The organism is Mycolicibacterium austroafricanum (genome assembly GCF_000612725.1).
GTDB classification, from domain to species: domain Bacteria; phylum Actinomycetota; class Actinomycetes; order Mycobacteriales; family Mycobacteriaceae; genus Mycobacterium; species Mycobacterium austroafricanum.
Genome location: NZ_HG964451.1, coordinates 175403 through 194870, shown reverse-complemented (window position 1 = coordinate 194870; position 19468 = coordinate 175403). Strand labels below are relative to the sequence as shown.

The 19468-nt window shown below is 59.2% G+C and carries 17 protein-coding genes; 12 read left to right on the top strand and 5 right to left on the bottom strand.

The annotated features are described in order from the left end of the window. Positions 1-47 precede the first annotated feature (47 nt). The gene (locus BN976_RS07575; RefSeq protein ID WP_011778929.1) at positions 48-488 is read left to right on the top strand and encodes a hypothetical protein; all 441 of its coding nucleotides are present in this window, start codon (positions 48-50) and stop codon (positions 486-488) included. 115 nt (positions 489-603) lie between these two features. Here the strand turns inward: BN976_RS07575 and BN976_RS07570 are convergent, their stop codons facing one another. Then, positions 604-885: an acyl-CoA carboxylase subunit epsilon gene (locus tag BN976_RS07570; protein ID WP_036369669.1), complete on the bottom strand. Its 282-nt coding sequence runs from the start codon at positions 883-885 to the stop codon at positions 604-606. A gap of 39 nt (positions 886-924) precedes the next feature. Further along, positions 925-2553 carry an acyl-CoA carboxylase subunit beta gene (locus BN976_RS07565; RefSeq protein WP_036369667.1) on the bottom strand — a complete coding sequence of 543 codons (1629 nt, stop codon included), beginning with the start codon at positions 2551-2553 and terminating at the stop codon, positions 925-927. 299 nt (positions 2554-2852) lie between these two features. On the opposite strand from BN976_RS07565, the gene BN976_RS07560 reads away from it, so the two are divergent. The 10 genes from BN976_RS07560 to BN976_RS33160 all read left to right on the top strand — a co-directional run bounded on the left by BN976_RS07560 (position 2853) and on the right by BN976_RS33160 (position 14367). Further along, positions 2853-3698, top strand: coding sequence for an endonuclease/exonuclease/phosphatase family protein (locus BN976_RS07560; RefSeq protein ID WP_235622004.1), 846 nt, complete (start codon positions 2853-2855; stop codon positions 3696-3698). Positions 3699-3975: 277 nt separating this feature from the next. Beyond that, on the top strand, positions 3976-4368 hold the full coding sequence (locus tag BN976_RS07555) for a hypothetical protein (RefSeq protein ID WP_235622003.1): 393 nt from the start codon (positions 3976-3978) through the stop codon (positions 4366-4368). A gap of 221 nt (positions 4369-4589) precedes the next feature. Beyond that, the gene (locus BN976_RS07550; protein WP_036369659.1) at positions 4590-6335 is read left to right on the top strand and encodes a DUF4012 domain-containing protein; all 1746 of its coding nucleotides are present in this window, start codon (positions 4590-4592) and stop codon (positions 6333-6335) included. A 70-nt stretch (positions 6336-6405) separates the two neighbouring features. Then, on the top strand, positions 6406-7887 hold the full coding sequence (locus BN976_RS07545; protein ID WP_036370406.1) for a tyrosine-protein kinase domain-containing protein: 1482 nt from the start codon (positions 6406-6408) through the stop codon (positions 7885-7887). Positions 7888-8070: 183 nt separating this feature from the next. Then, the gene (locus BN976_RS07540) at positions 8071-9045 is read left to right on the top strand and encodes a glycosyltransferase family 2 protein (protein WP_036369658.1); all 975 of its coding nucleotides are present in this window, start codon (positions 8071-8073) and stop codon (positions 9043-9045) included. Between the two features lie 13 nt (positions 9046-9058). Next, a complete protein-coding gene (locus BN976_RS07535) occupies positions 9059-9733 on the top strand; it encodes an acylneuraminate cytidylyltransferase family protein (RefSeq protein WP_036369655.1) in 675 nt (224 codons plus the stop codon). Between the two features lie 32 nt (positions 9734-9765). Beyond that, positions 9766-10662, top strand: coding sequence for a phosphoglycerate dehydrogenase (locus BN976_RS07530; protein WP_235622002.1), 897 nt, complete (start codon positions 9766-9768; stop codon positions 10660-10662). Next, complete coding sequence (locus BN976_RS07525; protein ID WP_036369643.1) at positions 10659-11384, top strand: SDR family NAD(P)-dependent oxidoreductase; 726 nt, start codon at positions 10659-10661, stop codon at positions 11382-11384. Before BN976_RS07530 ends, BN976_RS07525 begins: the two co-directional genes overlap by 4 nt. Positions 11385-11448: 64 nt before the next feature. Beyond that, entirely contained in the window at positions 11449-12855 is a 1407-nt protein-coding gene (locus tag BN976_RS32500) for a lipopolysaccharide biosynthesis protein (RefSeq protein WP_158498012.1), read from the top strand. A 459-nt stretch (positions 12856-13314) separates the two neighbouring features. Beyond that, entirely contained in the window at positions 13315-14367 is a 1053-nt protein-coding gene (locus BN976_RS33160; RefSeq protein ID WP_158498011.1) for an O-antigen ligase family protein, read from the top strand. A 1343-nt stretch (positions 14368-15710) separates the two neighbouring features. On the opposite strand, the gene BN976_RS32495 is transcribed toward BN976_RS33160, so the two are convergent. Then, positions 15711-16472, bottom strand: coding sequence for an FkbM family methyltransferase (locus tag BN976_RS32495; RefSeq protein ID WP_158498010.1), 762 nt, complete (start codon positions 16470-16472; stop codon positions 15711-15713). A 183-nt stretch (positions 16473-16655) separates the two neighbouring features. Between BN976_RS32495 and BN976_RS32490 the strand changes: the two genes are divergently transcribed. Then, positions 16656-17576, top strand: a complete 921-nt coding sequence (locus BN976_RS32490; RefSeq protein ID WP_322787916.1) for an SMP-30/gluconolactonase/LRE family protein — start codon at positions 16656-16658, stop codon at positions 17574-17576. A 6-nt stretch (positions 17577-17582) separates the two neighbouring features. Here the strand turns inward: BN976_RS32490 and BN976_RS33545 are convergent, their stop codons facing one another. Together BN976_RS33545 and BN976_RS07515 are read right to left on the bottom strand one after the other, a co-directional pair. Beyond that, on the bottom strand, positions 17583-18575 hold the full coding sequence (locus tag BN976_RS33545; RefSeq protein WP_145977929.1) for a glycosyltransferase: 993 nt from the start codon (positions 18573-18575) through the stop codon (positions 17583-17585). Positions 18576-18598: 23 nt separating this feature from the next. Next, entirely contained in the window at positions 18599-19465 is an 867-nt protein-coding gene (locus tag BN976_RS07515) for a hypothetical protein (protein ID WP_036369640.1), read from the bottom strand. Positions 19466-19468: the final 3 nt, after the last annotated feature.

Below are 19468 nucleotides of genomic sequence, written 5' to 3'. Positions count from 1 at the left end.
ATATTGCGAACAACAAATCCGGGACAAAGGAAGCAGGGCGGGCGGATATGTCTACTGTTGCCGCGAAATTCGCGACTGTCGGCACGAGATTTCAGGTGGGCGCCGCCGCGTGCGCCATTGCGGGGGCGGCGGTGTTGACGCCCGCGGTCGCCGCTCAGGCGGACATCGTCGCGCTGCCCGTACCCGCGGCACCGGCCTTCTCCGATGTCCTGGCGTCCCCGGTGATCACGGACTTCATGGCCGCGCCGGCACTGGGCGCCGGCACCGCTGCCGAGCAGGGTTGGTGGTGGTTTTGGGGCCCCGGTCCCGGGGAGGACGGCCCGACGACGTTCTTCGAATTCACCCCGCTGGCGCTGATCCCCAACTGGATCAAGCCGCTCTACAGCTGGTTCACCCAGAACATCGACTTCTCGACGTGCGTCTTCGGAATCACGCTGTCGATCGGTCCGTACGGGACGACCAAGCTCGGCTACAGCACCGGCTGCTGATTCTCCTTCTGCCACAAACGAATAGCTCCAGGCCCGGATTCGCGGCCTGGAGCTATTCGTGTGTCTTTCGCGCAAGCGACTCGGCAGGACTGATGTTCTACGCGCAAGCGGCTCATCAACGCCGCATGTGCATGCGTTCCCAGAGGGTTGTGCGCTGCCAGCTGGTGACGTCGTAGCGCAGCTTGTCCACCGGGTGGCCCCACATGTTGAGTTCCTGCGGGCCGGGGTCGCCGGCGGCGCCACCGCCGGCGCCGGCGAGCACGGTCACCACTGCGGCCAGCTCTTCGAGGGTGGGCTCGCCCTTGACGACGTTGAAGTGCGGATCCGGTTGCGGCGGGTCATCGATCGTCATATCCCGCGGGTCGGAGACCTCGACGATGTCGGCGTCATGGTTCATGGCTGAAAGTCCTTGTCTGAGAAGCGGGTTCGCTGTGGATCAGAGTGGGATGTTGCCGTGCTTCTTCGGCGGGGTCTGAACCACCTTGCGCTCCAACAGCTTCAGCGCGGTGGCGACGTAGCCGCGGGTGTGCGACGGTAGGATTACCGCGTCGACGTAGCCGCGCTCAGCGGCGATGTACGGGTTGACCAGGGTGTCCTCGTACTCCTGCTGCAGCTGCAGGCGCAGCGCGTCGACATCGTCGCCATTGGCGGCGGCCTCGCGCAGCTGCTGGCGGTAGACGAAGCCGACCGCGCCGGAGGCGCCCATCACCGCAATCTGCGCGGTGGGCCAGGCCACGACGACATCGGCGCCCATGTCCTTGGAGCCCATTACGCAGTAGGCGCCGCCGTAGGACTTGCGGGTGATGACGGTGACCTTGGCGACGGTGGCCTCGCCGTAGGCGTAAAGCAGCTTGGCGCCGCGGCGGATGATGCCGTTGTACTCCTGATCGGTACCGGGCAGGAAGCCGGGCACGTCGACCAGCAGCACGATCGGGATGTTGAAGCAGTCGCAGGTGCGGATGAACCGGGCGGCCTTCTCCGAGGCGTTGATGTCCAGGCAGCCGGCGAACTGGGTGGGCTGGTTGGCCACGATGCCGACCGGGCGACCGTCGACCCGGCCGAAGCCGACCACAATGTTGCCCGCGTACCCGGCCTGCACCTCGAGGAACTCGTCGTCGTCGAGGATGCGGGTGATGACCTCGTGCATGTCATACGGCTGGTTCGGCGAGTCCGGGATCAGCGTGTCGAGCTCGAGGTCCTCGTCGGTGAGGCTCTCCTCGATCGGGGCATCGGCGTGCGGGGCCGGGTAACGCGGCGGCTCGGCGTAGTTGTTCGGGGGCAGGTAGGACAGCAGGTCCCGGACGTAGTCCAGCGCGTCCTGCTCGCCGGAGGCCACGTAGTGCACGGTGCCCGACTTGGCCATGTGGGTGTGGGCGCCGCCGAGTTCTTCCATGGTGACGTCCTCACCGGTGACGGTCTTGATGACGTCGGGGCCGGTGATGAACATCTGGCTGGTCTGGTCGACCATGATCACAAAGTCGGTCAGCGCGGGGGAGTAGACGTGCCCGCCGGCCGCGGCGCCCATGATCAGCGAGATCTGCGGGATGACACCGGAGGCCTTGATGTTGTTGTGGAAGATCCGGCTGTAGAGACCGAGGGAGACCACACCCTCCTGGATACGGGCGCCGGCACCGTCGTTGATGCCGATCAGCGGGCGGCCGGTCTTGATGGCCAGCTCCTGGACCTTGACGATCTTCTCGCCGTAGACCTCGCCGAGGCTGCCGCCGAACACGGTGGCGTCCTGGCTGAACACGCAGACGTCGCGGCCGTCGATGGTGCCGTACCCGGTCACGACACCGTCGCCGGTGGGCCGGTTGTGCTCCAGGCCGAAGTTCTTGCTGCGGTGCTTGGCCAGCGCGTCGAGCTCGACGAACGAGCCCTCGTCCAGCAGCGCCAGGATGCGCTCGCGGGCGGTGAGCTTGCCCTTGGCGTGCACCTTCTCCACGGCGGTCTCACCGACCGGGTGCTGCGCCTCCGCGGCGCGCTTACGCAGGTCGGCCAGCTTCCCGGCAGTGGTGTGGATGTCGATCTCGTGGGAGGCCGCAGGCTCAGTCACGCTGGTCATAGGTTCCGATGCTAACGGCGTCGACTCGAGGTGTCGCGGGTGGCCCTTACTAGTCCCTTAGAAAGTCTGCCGGCGGCCGTCGCGACGTGGCCGACGTTGGTAGCCTGCGGTGAGTTGCGGGGGCAACGTAGGGGAGGGCTCGCCTTATCTTGTCCGGCAGGCACCGGGTGCGTTCCCGCAGATTCCGCGCCGTGCTGGTCATCGTCGCGCTGGGCTTCGCGGTAGCCACGCTCGTCATCCGCGCGCTGCCGCTGCCCAACAACCTTGCCTTGGTCATCGCTGTCGGTTCGCCGTACGTCGTGCTGGTGGCGCTGCTCGGCTTGGTGGTGGCGGTGCTGAATCGGCTGATGGTGCTGTCGATCGTCGCGGTGGTGGTGACCGCGGCCAGCGTCGCGGTGCAGATGCACTGGTATTACGGCGGGCGACCGGGCGGCGGAGCTGCTGAGCACGTGGATGTGCGGGTGTTGTCGGCGAATCTCCGCTACGGGCGGGCCGATCCTGCGAAATTTGTGGAACTGGCTAGGAACAGCGCGGATGTCATCACGGTGACGGAGCTGACCGCCGAAGCCGTTCAGCGGTTCTACAGCGCCGGCATCGGCGAGGTATTTCCGCATTCCATTCTGTTTCCCGCCCCGAATGCCGGCGGGAACGGGATCTGGAGCCGCTTCCCGCTCACCCCGCTGTCGCCGACGCGGTACTGGAACTCGGGCATGGTTGCGGCACGGGCGCACATTCCGGGAGTGTCGATCGACCCCGCGGTGGCCAGCGTCCACATCACCTCGCCGATGGGATCCTTCGCGAGCTGGCGAAACGGGGTAACGGCAACCAAGTCTCGATTGGCAGGCCTAGCGGAGGCCGTCGGGCAAGGTGCGGTGATCGCCGCGGGTGATTTCAACAGCACACCCGACATGCGACAGTTCCGCGATCTCATCGCGGACGGGTATCGCGACGCCGTCCAACACACCGGCGAGGGCTTCACGCCAACCTTTCCGTCGGACACGGTACTCCCCCCGGTGATCACCATCGACCACGTACTGACACGTCAGGCGAACGTGACCTCGATCCGGTCCGTCGACATCGATGGCACCGATCACCGTGCGCTGCTAGCCACCGTGGAAGTTCCCATCGCAAGCAGTCGATCCTGAGAAAAGATAAAACAACTGCGATGCCAGCAAATACGCGAGCCGCCCCCAAATGCGGCCAATAGAGGTGCGCCGAAAGTTCGTCGCAAGCTGCTTTCGGCGCGGGGCTGCCAATTCAGGAGACGCGCAGGTCGCAGCCTGTTTTCGCGGGTGCGGAAGTTTGTTTCGCAACAATCCGCGTTTCGGTTGACAGGCCCCCCGGAGTCTGACATATTTTCAGCTAACTCAACCGGAGGGAAATGAGGGGGACATGTCTACTGTTGCCGCAAAACTGTCGAGCGTGAGCACCAAGTTCCAGGTCGCCACCGCGGCCACCGCCATCGCAACCGCCGCGGCGCTGACGCCGGCAGTGGCCGCCAACGCGGACATCGCGCTGACAGCGCCCGCCGCGCCGGCAATGTCTGAGCTGGCCAACATCGCAGCCGCACCCGCCTTGGGTGCGGCATCCATCGCGCAGCAGGCCGGCTGGGTCTGGTTTGGGCCCGCGGACCGCGAAGGCGCGCCGGAGCGGACCACCATCTTCCAATTCAACACCGCGGCGCTGATCCCCGGCTTCATCAAGCAATGGTTCGGCTGGCTCGGGCAGCTCAACTTCCAGGCGTGCATCTTCGGTATCAGCGCGGTGATCGGGCCCTACGGCACCTTCAGCGCCACGATCAGCCGAGGCTGCTGATCCTCCGTTCTTGCGCTTTCGCTAGGTGGGACTGCCTACAATGGCAGTCCCACCTGCGTATTGACGCCATGTTCGAGGATCCGCCTACCACGGGAATCTACTGAGTGAATAAGTTTTCGCGACGTCCGTCCGGGGATGAGCCGAGCGGCGATGACGATGCTGAACTGTTGGGAGCCGAGGACGCGCAGCGGCATCGCTGGCTCCACCATAGGCACGGAGCCATGTGGACCGCGGTGGTTTTGCTCGTCGTTGTCGGCGCGTTTGGCTTGTGGCTAGGGGTTCGGGCCTTCGACGCAAAGTCAAGTTTGGAGCAAGCGCGCGACAGCGCCCAGCAGGCCAAAGATGCGCTGCTTGAGGGGAACACCGAGGACGCATCGCGGTTCGCTGACGACGCACAGCACCATGCCGAGGCGGCTCGGGACGCGACGCGTTCGGTGCCGTGGAGCGTCGCTTCGGTTCTTCCGTGGTTGGGCAGCCCCTTCAAGACCGGACAGCAGATATCCGACGTTGTCCTCGGTTTGGCGACCGACGTGCTGAAACCTTCGACAGATGTTGGTGTCTCGATCTCACCGGATCGGCTATATGCGAATGGGCGCGTCGATGTGCAACTCCTCCGTAGCGAGGAACCACAGCTGAGCAAGCTGTCTGAGGATGCGGCTCGGCTGAACTCCGAGGCAAACGCCATATCGGACCCAGGGTACATTTCGATTCTGGGCGATGCGCGGTCGCAACTGCAGGAACAAACTTCTGACATCGCCGGGCTCCTGGAAAACACCGCACTTGCCGCACGCCTCGTACCTTCGATGATGGGTGCTGACGGTCCGCGAACATACTTCATGGGATTCCAGACCAACGCCGAAGCCCGTGGCACAGGAGGCTTGTTGGGCGGCTTCGGAATTTTGCGGTTCGATAACGGCGTTCCCGTGGTCGATGAACTCGGCCCAAATACAGAACTTGACAAGCAGTTCACAGTTCTCGATTTAGGGCCAGAGTTTCGGCAGGCTTATGGGTTCACCAATGCAACCACCGACTATCGCAACAGCAACCTGAGCTCGCATTTTCCTTACGCGGCGGAGATATGGAAGTCGATGTGGGCACAACAGTCGGGGATGAATGTCGACGGCGTTGTCGCGATCGATCCCATCGCGCTTAGTTATATCCTGGGGGCTGTTGGCCCCATCACGATGCCTGATGGTGAAGTTATCACTAAAGACAACATCGTCGAATTGACGGAATCGACCGCTTACATCAGGTTTCCACGCGACCCTGAAGATCAGCCCGCTCGTAAGAAATACCTTCAAGACATCGCTCAGCAAGTGGTCACTAAGATGACGGGGCCGATAGAGTCGCCGCGGGCCCTACTGGATGCGCTTGGCAAGGCGGTCAGCGAACGCAGGATTGCGGTCTGGAGTGTGAGTGCCGTGGACCAAGAGCTGCTCGAGAAATCTCCGCTTGCGCATATTGTTCCTGATAACGCTGCTCCGTACGCGGGGGTGGTAATTAACAATCTGGGCGGTAACAAGATGGATTACTACCTCGAGCGCGAGATTGAGTACGTGGCTGACGGATGCAGCGGAGACACGCGGATGTCGACGGTTACGGTGCGATTGAAGAACACGCTGGCACCGGAGACTCCTCTGCCAGATTTCGTCGCAGGACTGGCGGGGATAAATCGCGACGTTCCCTTCGAAGTGCCCAAGGGGACTATGGTTTCATCGGTCAAGCTACTTGCTACGGCAAATGCATCGATGGTGAGCGTCCTCGCGAATGGAGAACGAGTACCGGTGTTTGACGGCACCGAGCGGGGACACCCCACCTACGAAGTCCAAGTACTCATACCGCCAGGCCAATCCGGTGAGCTGAGTTTCCGGATGTCCGAACCGACAGTCCCGGGGGCGGCGCGTGTTCCTATACAACCCTTGGTGGACAACGTTGTTCCCGTAGTATCGGTGCCCGAATGCTCTTAGTGAGCTGGGACATCACATCGGATAAAGGAGCGGCACAGGAGCCGAAGCAATCAGCAGTGGAGGAGTGGCTTTGAACTTGCAGGACTTCCTAAAACTGCTGCGCGCTCGATGGATCACTGTCTGCGTGACGGTTCTGGTCGGAGCGCTTGGAGCCATAGCCATCACTTTGCTAACGACCCCGCTTTACGAGGCATCAACAAGGCTCTTTGTGAGTACCACAGCTGGGTCCTCGGTCTCTGAGATATACCAGGGCAACCGTTTCTCCCAAGAGCGCGTCATCTCGTACTCGGAGCTGCTCATGGGTCAAACGCTCGCTCAGCGAACGATTGACAAACTCGGCCTCGACATGGATGCCGAGGAACTGCAAGAAAATGTCAAAGCGAGCGCTAAACTCGATACGGTCTTGATAAACGTTGACGTACTTGATCCGTCACCCGTTCGCGCCCGTGATATCGCCAATACCCTTTCCGACGAGTTCGTTGCGATGGTGCGGGAACTCGAGACTCCCGAGAACGGCGCAGCCCCCGATGCGCGGGTAATTGTTGAGCAGCGTGCGTCCATACCTGACGAACCTATAATCCCTAAGACCGCACGTAATATTGCGATCGGTCTATTGTTGGGTGCGCTGTTAGGGACTGGCTTTGCAATTCTTCGCGATATGCTCGATAACACCGTGAAGGACCGAGAGGTTCTCGAAGAGATCACTGGTGCTGGAATTGTCGGCAGCGTCCCACTAGACAAGGATCGGCGAAAGCAGGCCGCAATCTCATTTGATCGGGACAACTCGGGAATTGCTGAAGCTTTTCGTAAACTTCGAACCAACCTGCAATTTCTCGCGGTCGATAACCCCCCACGGGTCATTGTTGTCACCAGCTCTATGCCAAGTGAGGGTAAATCTACGACGGCGATAAACATCGCGTTGGCGCTCGCAGAAGCCGAACACAACGTCGTTCTTGTAGACGGGGATATGCGTCGTCCAACGTTGCACAAGTACCTCGACCTCGTCGGTGCTGTCGGTTTCAGCACTGTGTTGAGCGGCGGAGCTGCCCTTGAGGAAGCCCTACAGAAGACCCGCTTCCCCGGGCTGACAGTTCTTACCTCGGGAGCGATACCGCCCAATCCAAGTGAGTTGCTCGGTTCGTTGTCGGCGCGCAAGTTGCTTAGCGAGCTGCGTGCTCAGTTCGACTACGTAATCGTGGATTCGACCCCACTCCTTGCAGTTACGGATGCGGCAATCTTGGCTGCGGGTGCTGATGGCGTACTCATCATGGCCCGATTTGGGCAGACCAAACGTGAACAGCTGACGCATGCGGTAGGCAATCTCGAAGGTGTGGGGGCGCCGCTGCTCGGCGCGGTGTTCACGATGGTGCCGACGCGGGGGAGCTCATCTTACAGCTACAACTACAGTTATTACGGCACCGACGGTCCGCAACGGTCAGTTCGAAGCGGTCTAGCCGCGCTGGACTCTGCGCCTTCCGATGCAAATGTGTCGAAGTCAGCTGGGACGGACGCGCAGCATGCTGGTAGAAGGCGGAGACGAGCAACCGATTAAGTTGTGGCGGGGTCGATTGAAGTGGTCGAGATAATATCGTTGCCACTGGCCTGATTTGTCCCCGTCGGAGTGCGATGAGTTCCTGTCTCCGGTATTGTCCGGATCTGGGTGGATATGGGGAGACGAGTTTATGCGCACCACTCATGGTGAGCGGTCTTTGGACGCTGGATGGATCCACGAACAGTGAGTGAGATCGATCCTCGGCGCCAGGTATCGGCCGTTATTAGGGCGTATAACGAAGGCCGGCACATCGGTCGGTTACTGAAGGGGCTTGAGGAGCAAACTGTCAAGCTCGACGAGGTCATTTTGGTCGACTCGGGCTCTACCGATGACACCGTGGCTATTGCCGAGGCGGCCGGTTGCACAATCGTGCGTATCGGGAAAGACGAGTTCTCGTTCGGCAGAGCGCTGAACCTCGGCTGCGCCGCAGCGCGGGGGGATGTTTTACTCTTCGCGTCCGCGCACGTCTACCCCGTGTACGACACGTATGTCGAGCACATCGTCAGCGCATTTGACCGGGAAGGCGTAGCGATTGCCTATGGTCGGCAAGTGGGCGATGAACGAACGAAATTTTCTGAATCGCGGGTGATGCTGAAGTGGTTTCCCACTGACAACATCTGGGATCAGGGTCACCCTTTTAGTAACAACGCCAACGCCGCGGTACTTAAGTCGGTGTGGGAGGACTCGCCATATGACGAGTCGCTTACCGGTCTGGAGGATCTCGACTTTGCACAAAAGGCTATCGACAAGGGCCACCGAATCGCGTATGTCGCAGATGCTCCCGTCGTTCACGTTCATGAAGAGACTTGGAGCGTTACCCGAAATAGATATCGCAGAGAGGCCATTGCCTACGCGCGCATCGTTGAGGGGTCGGAGATGTCCCTGCCGAAGGCCATAGGGCTCGCCGTATCGAACATCGTCGGTGATTACGTTGACGCCACGAAGGCGAAGCGACTTCGCGGCAACGTGTTAGGAATTCCGCTCTTCCGTTCTGCGCAGTTCATCGGGGCGTGGGAAGGATTCCGGCAGCCCAACAACCTGTCGGCTCGGTTGCTCGAACGCTTTTACTATCCAGCCGATTCAAAGAGCTACGAATTGCCGCCAGCGCCCGGTCGAAAAATCGTTTATTCCGAAGACATCTCGATTACTCACAAGTAGCAAGTAGAGAGCAATGAGCCGCACCGTCGCGATCGTCCCCATGCGTCACAATAGTGAGCGTGTACCCGGCAAGAACTACCGATTGCTGGCCGGAAAACCGCTGTATCACCACGTCGTCACCATGCTGGACTCGGTAGCCGAAATAGACGTCGTCGTCATCGACACAGATAGCGATTTCATTATTGATGATTGCGCCGAGAACTTCCCCTCAGTGCAGGTGCTCCTGCGCCCGGAGCACCTTCGAGACGGCGCCATTGCAATGAATGATGTGTTACTCAATACCCTTGACCAAGTCGAGGCCGAAGTTGTCCTCCAGACGCACTCAACCAATCCGTTCCTCAGAGCTGAAACCGTCTCTTCGGCTCTTCGGCTGTTCAGTAAGCCTGATCGCGAGTTCGACTCAGTTTTCAGCGTCACGCGTCTGCAGGCTCGTCTCTGGGACGCCGAGACACGACCGGTCAATCACGATCCTTCAGTGCTGCTTCGGACACAGGATCTGCAGCCCCTGTTCATCGAGAACTCGTGCTTCTTCATCTTCACGCCCGAGTTGCTTCGCCAGCGCGGCAACAGGATTGGTGCACGTCCGTTGATGATCGAAATGGCGGCTCTAGAGGCGGTGGACATCGATGTCGAGGACGACTTCTCGTTAGCCGCCGCGATCGCCGAGCGCAGTGGGATCGGCATATGAGTCCGCCGCTGATATTGGTGACGTGTCGACAGATGCAGGTCGAGCTTCCGCGCCACCGCAAACGTATCGAAAGCCTCGGATATGAGGTGGTTGCTCCGGAACTCGGTGGGCGCCAGCAGTTTACCGCCGCCGAACTCCTCGAGTACGGCAGTCGTCTGGTGGGCATTGTCGCGGGCGACGATGAACTAAGCCGGGAGTTCTTCGAGGGCGCAACGCGGTTGAAAACAGTGATCCGATGGGGTATCGGAATGGACTCCGTAGACCACGACGCTGCGCGCGAACGGGGAGTAACGGTACGAAATACACCAGGCGTTTTCGGCTATGAGGTCGCTGACGCGGCGTTCGGATACATCCTGAACCTCGTGCGGGGCTTCATCGAGGTTGACGCCGCCGTTCGCCGCGGCGATTGGCCGAAGGTCGAGGGCCTGACGCTGGCTGGTGCCCGACTGGGGATTGTGGGCTTCGGCGCCATCGGACGTGAGATTGCTAAGCGCGGATCAGGATTCGGTATGGACGTGGTCGCGTTTGATCCATTCGTTGACGTTGAACCCGCAGGTGCGTCGATGGTCGACTTGGATACGCTGTTGTCCACTAGTCGATTCATCGTCCTGGCGTGTCCGCTTACGTCGGAGACGCACCATCTGATCGACGCCGACACCTTAGCCTTGGTGAGCCAAGACGCCTATATCGTGAACGTTGCAAGGGGTCCGGTCGTACTCGAAGCCGATCTGATCGACGCTCTGAAAAACGGCAGACTTGCGGGCGCTGCCCTCGACGTGTTCGAAGTCGAGCCGCTTCCTCTCGATAGTCAACTAAGAGCGCTGCCGAATGTTGTTCTTGGAGCGCATAATGCGTCGAACACGCGTGAGGGTGTCGTGCGTGCGAGCAACACCGCCGTCGAGTTTCTGATTGAAGAGCTCGCCAGGTGACTGGCGCGGTCATCGTGACGGGAGCTGCGGGAGGTGTCGGGGCGGCGTTGTGTAAGCGCTTGCGCGATGATGGTTATCTTGCGATCGGCATCGACCGCTACGCTGCCGATGAAGCTGACGTGGACCTAAGATGCGATCTGCGTGAGTCCGACCAACTTGTCGAGTTGGGTCGAAAGCTGGCCAGCGACTATGAGCTGAAGGCGGTCGTGCATAACGCCGCGACCCAGCCGATCGCCGGCGCGGGCGAGACATCGTTCGCCGAGTGGGTAGATGCATTTCGGGTCAATGTCATCGCAGCCGATGCATTGGTTTCCGGCACGCGGGAAGGCCTAGCGTCTAACGACGGCTCAGTTGTGGTGGTGAGTAGTGTGCATGGGCGTGCCACGACTGGTGGCGTCACTGCCTACGCAACGACAAAGGCAGGGCTGGAGGGGTGGGTGCGATCAGCGGCGTTGGATCTGGGCCCATACATCCGCGTAAACGCCGTCGCACCGGGAGCCATTGACACCGCGAAGCTTCGTGAGGGGTTCGCGCGCTGGGGCACGGAATCAGCTGAGGCACGCAGAGAAGTTCTACGCCAGCGCACGGCGCTGCGGCGTATCGGGGAGCCAAGTGATGTCGCGGGGGCGGTGTCCTTCTTGATTGGTGATGACGCCCGATTCGTCACCGGTGCCGTGCTGGTCGTCGACGGTGGAGCGACTGCACGTCTCGGGTCCGAATAGGTGGCTAGTACATGGCTGAATTAGCGGGGCAGCGCAACAGCCTTCACTCGCGGGTGGGATAGTCGTGGCTCGACTGGGAACCACCGGTAGAGCCGCGGTCACTTATGTTCTGCTCGCTGGCCTACAGCGAGCTATTTCGCTGCTGGTCCTCCCATTCATTTCGCACGCGATGAGTCCCGAAGAGTTCGGTGCAGCGTCGATGCTCACTGCAGCGTCGATGCTTGTTACTGCAGTGATCGCCGCTCCGCTCATCCAACTGGTTATTCGTGCTGCGGCTCGAAGCGACGGCAATGGTCCTGCTCTGCTTCGCGTGGCTGGCAGCTACTGCTATTTCCTGCTGCCGGTTGGCGTCGGGCTAGCGGCTACGGCGGCTGCATTGCTAGTGCCTGAATTTCTCGGTGTGGCGGGCTCCATCTGGGGTATAGAGCTTCTCGCGATCGGCTTCCAACCTGCGATGGCGACATTTGCGCTATGGGTCGTACAGGCCCGGGAGGATCTCCGCCGGTTCGTGTGGCTTTCGTCAACGTTTGTACTGGCGACCGCTGTATCCAAGTTAGTCCTGGTTGTTGCGCTGCATTTGGGTGTGTTGGGGTGGGCTCTTTCTGACCTGTTCAGCGCGGCTTTGTCTGCAGCACTGGCCATTTCACTAGTTCGCTTGCCCCATGCCCGAGTTACCTCCGAACATGTTCGGACGACGATAAGGTTCACATTTCCGCTAATTCCCCACACCGCATCAATTTGGGCACTCAATTCGCTCAGTCGGCCCGCGATGGCTGCGGTGTCGTCCCTCGATCAGGTCGGTCTCCTATCGTTTGGGTTGAGTCTCGCATCGGTCGCGAGTCTCATTCTTGCGGAGATCAACCGGGCTGTTCTTCCCCGGTTTTCCCGTGAGACGTTCAGAGCGCCGACTAGTGAAACAATGGCGCCAGTTGGTTGGCAATTGACTGCGGCCTTTGTCATACCCGCGATAGTTGCTGCTGGGATAGCCGCCGCTGGTCGGTGGGTCTTCGCAGAGCCGTACTGGCCTTCATTTTTCCTGACAGGTGTGCTGTTGGTCGGTCAAGCCGCTTACGGGCTCTACCTCATACCGATGAACTACCTGACTCAAACAGCTGGACTTCCTAAGTACAGTTGGCTCGCGTCCGGCGCGGGAGCGATCCTCATCTTCGTCTGGATTCTCGTTCTCGGCGATAGATTTGGCGCGGCCGGCGTCGCATACGCAACCGCGGCTGGATATGTCGCGATGGCCGCTGTTGCAATGATGGTTGTCTACGTACTCAAGCTGGATATTGCTTGGAGTTCGTGGCTCAGACACTGGCCGCAGGTCGCCCTCGGTGCGGCAGGTCTGGCCTGTAGCGTGGCCGCGCTAGCGTCGCCGTTGGGTTCGGCGCTGGCGTGGATATTGACAGGGGGTTGTCTCCTATTCGTACTAGGTGCGGTGGTCCTCGCGGCACGGAAAAGGTCTGGATGAGGTCGGGGCTTTTCAACCATGCCTGGCCCATAACGATTAGGGTCGTTGACATCACGGGGGAGGTAAGCGAATGATTGTGAGCTGCGACAAGGGGGGATTACGTGCGGTCGTGCTCTCGACTGCGTTAGAAGCAGCAGCTGGATTACGACGGTCGATCGACACGAGCATAAGATAATGGCCGCGACGACCGGAGCCGGGCAGCACCATCTTATGCTTCACCGAGCGGACGCTGTCCGTCCGGATTGGATTGTGATACTCCTGCCGACTGTGATCGGGATACGCACGTTCGGTGCGGGAGCATCAGTGGTCATCACGGGCCTTTTGGCCGCGGTCGCTTTTCTGCGAAAGCCGGATGGTAGGTTCCGCCTGCAGGCTGGCCCACTATTGTTATTCGGCCTAGCCTTAGCGATTGTCTACAGTCGGCCCGCGAACATCGGGCCCTTGCTTACGCTTGTGCTGGTGGCGACGATCGTAGTGCGCCTGGTAATGACTACCGACGCCCGTAGAATCATTGGCTCCTTAATCGACGGATGCGGATTATATTTGTTCGCGAACGTCTTGCTATATGCGGCGGGTATGCAGTCCCCTACTGCAAGCAACCGCATCGGCGGCTTGGTCGAATCTACTGGGTTCGTTCGAACCGTATTTCCGCTGTCATGGTCGATCAATATTCCGCCGATTATCGCTGCGGTGTATATAGCTTCTTCGCTCTTCCTGCTACGTGAAGCTGGCTGGCCGCGCCGTACCGTTCGGCTGATCTTCCTGCTGGCTGCCGTGTTCGTATTGCTCGGGGCGGGCACTCGAGTTCCAATGGCTATCGCTTTTGTACTAGCGGCTGCGGTGGCGTGCTTTCCGCTAATTACGCGCTGGATTGCGCAGGTAGCAACCCTATTAGCGGCAGTTTCTGCTTTTGTCCTGCCGGCTATAATTGGCTCTATTCAGTTTATCGTAGGACCGCTTATGTCGTTGATTCCGGGGCGGAAGTATGACGCTGAATTGATCGGATCCCTGAATGGTCGGGATTACATCTGGGATCGTTCGATCAGCTTCTGGCTCGAATGGGTGAGCGATCTTTCGAGTATTTTGGTTGGGTTCGGGGTGAATGGTCAGTATAAATCAGGCGCTTCGCTCACCTACCGCGAATGGATTGCGTCAATCGTAAGAAATCCCGAACTTGCATACGTGCACAATTCTTTCCTGCAACAGTTGTTCGATGGCGGAGTTTTGGGCTGGCTTCTCCTTGTAATTGCCATATATTGGACGAGTGTAAGATTATCTAGGCGTCGAATTGCTTGGGGCTATCTGGGCATCAGTGCTATTGTCGCGCTCGCGGTTCTACTATTATGTGGCATGACAGAGGTGGCAATAGCGCCGGGAGCGGCGCAGGAGAGTTTTTGGCTGCTAGTAGTTCTCGTTGGAGTTGCGTGTCAATGGGATGGGAGTGCCGCTGATGGCGGTGCCGCAAAGGCCGATGACGACTTACAGGCGCAAGGAAACTCGATGCCGCGATGATTCCGCGAATCAGGTGCCAGGCGTTTGACGCAGGCCGCACTTAACCTCGATCGGTTGGCAGATCGGAGTACCGTTTCTGCAGCGTGGGAGTCCATGATTTGTGCAGCATCCGGAACTGAAAACCGCGGTTCTCTGCGTCGCGTAAGCGGTCGTCCAACAAGTCGCCGTGGACTTGTTTTACATACCGGACCTCATCGCCAGCGGGCACGAGGTCGGAAAAGAACGCCGGGTGTGCATCGCGTATCGATTGCATGAGTTCCGGGTAAGTGTGGCGGTCTGAGTTCGCCCAGAAGCCGGTGTCACTGGGCGCACGTCCGTCGAACCCCCACAGTCGGACATCGCTGCTTAATGTGCAACCCAACGGAAGCAGTGCGTTGTTCAGGACATTTCCCAGCCGGGGAAGACCGAACTGCTTCGTAAGATCCACTGAGATGTCTGTGTGCTCGCCCCAAGGGACTGGTGCCAAGAGCGACTCGACGTCCCGAAATTCAGAGCGGACGACCACATCGAACATAGCCGGATACACGAACACTGTGCGGCCATTCGATTCTAGTAGTCGCCGCAAAGCATCCCTACGAAAGGCGAGGGCGTGCGGAGTGTGTCCGAAATGATAGATCGCATCCCCTGCGGTGAGAAAAGCTGGGGAAAGGTGGTGCCAAAGCTCTGGATCCCGAACAATCGTGTTGCAGACCACGACGATTCCGTCGTCAAAAGAGCGCTCGTTAGCTAGCTGTAGCGATGGGCCAGTTCCAAAGAGATAAACGGGTTTAGGGCCACTACTCTGTTGTTTTCGAACATGGTGCACAAAAGTCCTGCGAGAGGCACGGAGGATGTCACGTCGGGGGGTGCCGGTAATCGCAGCACCAAGGTCCATCAGTGTCCAACCATCTGTGGGGTTCGTCTGATAATCGAGGTCCGCGACCCACCGTATGTGTTGCACAGCAAAGCTCCCGATGGCCGTTGAATCAGCCGCGACGACCGCTGTGTAACGCAGGTACGAAAGAGGAGCTGCTCTAGATGTTCGTCGGATCTTGAGTGGCTTATTGATATGGCTGAACAGAAACCGCAGACGTGACTCGACTTCGCCCGCCTTAGAAGGCGACGCTCCTCCGGTTACGACCAAGACTTCAGGTCGGCGGATGGGGGTTCGGACGATGTCCAATCCGGAGTTGACGAACTTTCTCAAGACACGGAGAAGCCGCACACGAGGCGGCGATGAATAGCGGGGGCTCATCGCATCAGTGGCAGAAAATATCGCAATAGAGTGATCGCCAATTTAATCTCTCAGTCAGCTCAACGGTAGGTTCGTCAACCTGCGGGAAGCGCACAACACTCTGGCCCTTTCAGGCACGGCCACACCGATGGAAGAACCGTGACGAGCGGGTGGCGAACTTCTGTAAACACAACTCAGCGTCGGCCTCTATGTGAAAACCCAAAATATTTCCCCAACAATCAGCTACGTCCGATGGCGGATTGCGGAAGAGTCCACGCCAGCGGTGGCGGGTGCCGTACTCGACGATTGGTTCCCAAACTGAGTACACTAGGTGATATCCGTGTTCGGCCACATACGAACTACTGTCGGTCAATGAGTAGCCAAGGGGAACGGTTTTCCGGTTCTCGAACTCGTAGAGAACGAACCGTGGTGCGTAACTCCAGTCGAAGCCCTGTAGCGCGAAAAAATCGAATCCCTCAATGTCGACCTTCAAGAAATCTACGCGATCGATACCGCGTGCAGGGAGATCTGCGGCCAGGGTGACGACGTCTACGATCGCTGTAGGTTCATGTGACTCATCAAACGCAGCGAGAGTGCTGATGCCGGTCGACACTGATGATGTAAAGAGGGATGCAGATCCCGTGGATTTGTCTGACACCGCGGCAGTCGATAGTTGAACCCGGCTGTCGGTGCCGACAACATGCTCGAATTGCGCACGGTTGTTGGGGTCCGGCTCGTATGCGACTACAGACCACCCTTTTTCCAAGAACATAGTAGTAACGGCACCGTGGTGGGCGCCAACGTCGACCAGCACTGAACCGGGCCCGGTGGGGGCGAGTTTGGCGATTATCTCGGCCTCGTCGACCCAATTCCGCATTAACAAACGCTTCATAGCGCGCAGCCGCGTGGCGACATGATGTGGGAGGTGGGATATTAAGGCTGACCGCATCGACGACACCCGTGAAATCTAACACGTTGATCTTGAGTCCAACTGTTGCAGATCGCGCCTGGGATTCAGATCGAAGGCACGGGCAGAAAACGGAACGCGCGGACGAACCGCAACGTGACCCGATGGATGCGAACCGCTGTGGGTATCATCGGAGCCAACGAGATACCACAGGGGATTTCCATGCGCTGCGCTGAACGGTTGACAGAATCGTTCGCCTATCACGGTGAGGGGCCTTTCTGGGATTCTCGTAGTGGTCGGCTCCTCTGTATGGATGTTCTCGCGCCCGCTGTGGTCGCGGTCGGTGGTGACGGTGTGGTGGAGCGCTACGCGGTGCCCGGTCGGGTTGCCACTGTCATTAGGCGTCGAGTGCAGGCGGGCTTCATCGTGGCAACCGAGCACGGGCTTGCCGTCGTAGACGATTCACTCTCGAATTTCGAGAGCATCGCGGAGGTGGTCGATGATCCCACGGTAAGGACCAACGACGGTGGATGTGACCCATTGGGCAACTTCATTATTGGCACGATGGCGCACGATGGTCGACCAGGAGCGGGTGCTGTCTACCGCGTGACACCGGATCGGGAGGTCACGCCGCTCCTCTCCCCAGTCTCTATCTCGAACGGGGTCCAATGGTCTGCGGATGGGACACGCGTCTTCTACGTCGATTCCCCGACGCGTCGCGTCGACTTGTTTACCGTTGATCCTCAGTCTGGGGCATGGCTAGACCGTAGGACACACATAGATCTTGGCGATGTCGTGCAAGGTGTTCCTGACGGGATGGCGATTGATGAGGCCGGCGGCCTATGGATAGCGCTATGGGGTGCTGGCGCTGTCAACCACTATGACGAGTTTGGTCGACTCGTAGAGACGATCGTTATACCTGGTGTAAGTCAGCCAAGTTCGTGCGCTTTCGGGGGTGATGATTACCGCGTCCTCTTCGTTACAACGTCGCGTCAAGGGCTACCGCGTGCTCACGAACCAGACGCTGGCGCGGTGTTCGTAATCGGTGCAGGGATCCGCGGGGCTACCCAAGGTGAGTTCGGCGGTTAGCCCAGCCTAGGTTTGGCGGTCGAGAATTTTTGACCACCCATGACCAGTACTTGTGCGTACTTCGTCGACGCGTTTCTCAAGGCTCCTCCGGTCAGCTGCTAGCACACGCAGAATCGCTTCGTACCAATCATTTTCGTTATCCACCAACCCGGGCCAGTCGGAGCCGTACAGCTCGACGATATGTTCGTGCCTTGGTGCGACAACAGGCACGCCGTGCTCCAAGCTGCGAACGGCGACACCGCTCTGGAAGAACGAATCATAGGGAATGACAACGCAGTTCGATGATTGGAGCAGTGAGTCGAAAGCTCCCTCGGATACGAATCTGTCGGATACCGCCCAGCCTTTTACTGGAGGCCACCCTCTTCCGTGAATCTCCAGACGGAACCCTCTGGCATTGTCTCTGGCGATTGCTTCGAGGGCTCCGACAGCCCGCGTCTGTTTGTACTGTCCGAGAACCCTAATTGTGTGGTTACCTACGGATACAATTGTGGGCGAATTGTGTTTGGTTGGGCTGGTGAGGATCGGGTGCGGTGCAATGACGCCCGAGATGCCACACAGCAGTTGCCCGGTCTTCTGCGCCAACTCCGTGTGATAGATAACCTGACTGTGCGTGGTTATGATCGCCAATTTGAACAGATGTCGCGACAGGCGTGAGTGGCCGAGTTCGTGGCGAAGTGGCGTCGGGTCATGCAGGATAAAGTGAACTCTATTACGTCGGCATAGAATCCAGAGCGAAAGCGGGTCGAGGTATCCGAACATCGGCCAAGTAACAATGATCAATTGGCCTCGGATGGATAAACCGAGGCGAGTGCGCTCAATCAGACTGGCGGCCGCAATCCGCAGTCTCTCTTTTATGCCAGATACTCCATCAGCTTGGACGACGGGGATCATGCTGACGGAGTGATAACCCGCGACCTTTAGCGTGTTGACAAGTTCACGTTCGTAGTGCCTTAGAGTCGATTTCAGCGGGTTTAGGATTAGTATCTCGTTGTCGCTCATACGAAAGGCCAATGAGTGCTTTCTTAAGAGGTCGGCCAGTACTTCTTGACCAGTTCGGCCGTGGACTCGATATTGGCCCGGCTCGATGCGCCGAAGACGATCGATTCGATGTTGGGTAGATTCGCCACCCATTCGATCGCCTCATCGGGGCGGATGGCCCCGGAGGCGAACACGGACATCGCCACCGCCCGGAACTTTCGATTGCTCAGGGCGTCGATGTAACTGTCGATACCCCCGGACATGCGGAACCCGATTTTGTTGATGTTTGAGCAGACGATCGGGTTTTCGACCCCGACGGTGTCTAGAGCGTCGAGTAGGCGCGGCATGTTCATCGTGATGAAGCCTGGGTCCGCGTCGTATTTCTTTGTTACGTGCTCGGCGAAGATCCGGAAGGCCTCGGTGAAACCCATACCGAGTAGGAAATCGACCACGACGTTCTGCAGGAACACGACCGGAGTCTTGAGGTCTACGAACATCTTCATCTCGGCGTCGATCAGAAGTGTGATCACGCCTTCGATATCCTTGCGGGCAAACGACTTTCCACCGCGCATAGCCGCATCGAGGAAGCCGCCATCGGGAAGGAACTGGCGGATCGCACCGAAGGTGCCGACCTCGGCCATCGCGTTTGCGTACTTATGGGCATAGGGCATACAAGGAAAGAACTGCTGCTTGTCGTAGCGTTCGGGGTTTGCCCGGATTCGGTCGGCCACATCGGCGATTCGGTCATGCGTAGTGCACATGAACGTCGTCACCCCGGCGTCGTAGGCGGCGTCGAGCACCGAAATGATGGCGTCGGTCGACTGGAACCGCATTGCCTGGGCGCGTGCCTTCTCTTCTGACATATGGTTAACGCCGAAGAACTGGTTGTCACCAAAAAGGAGGCGATCCATTGT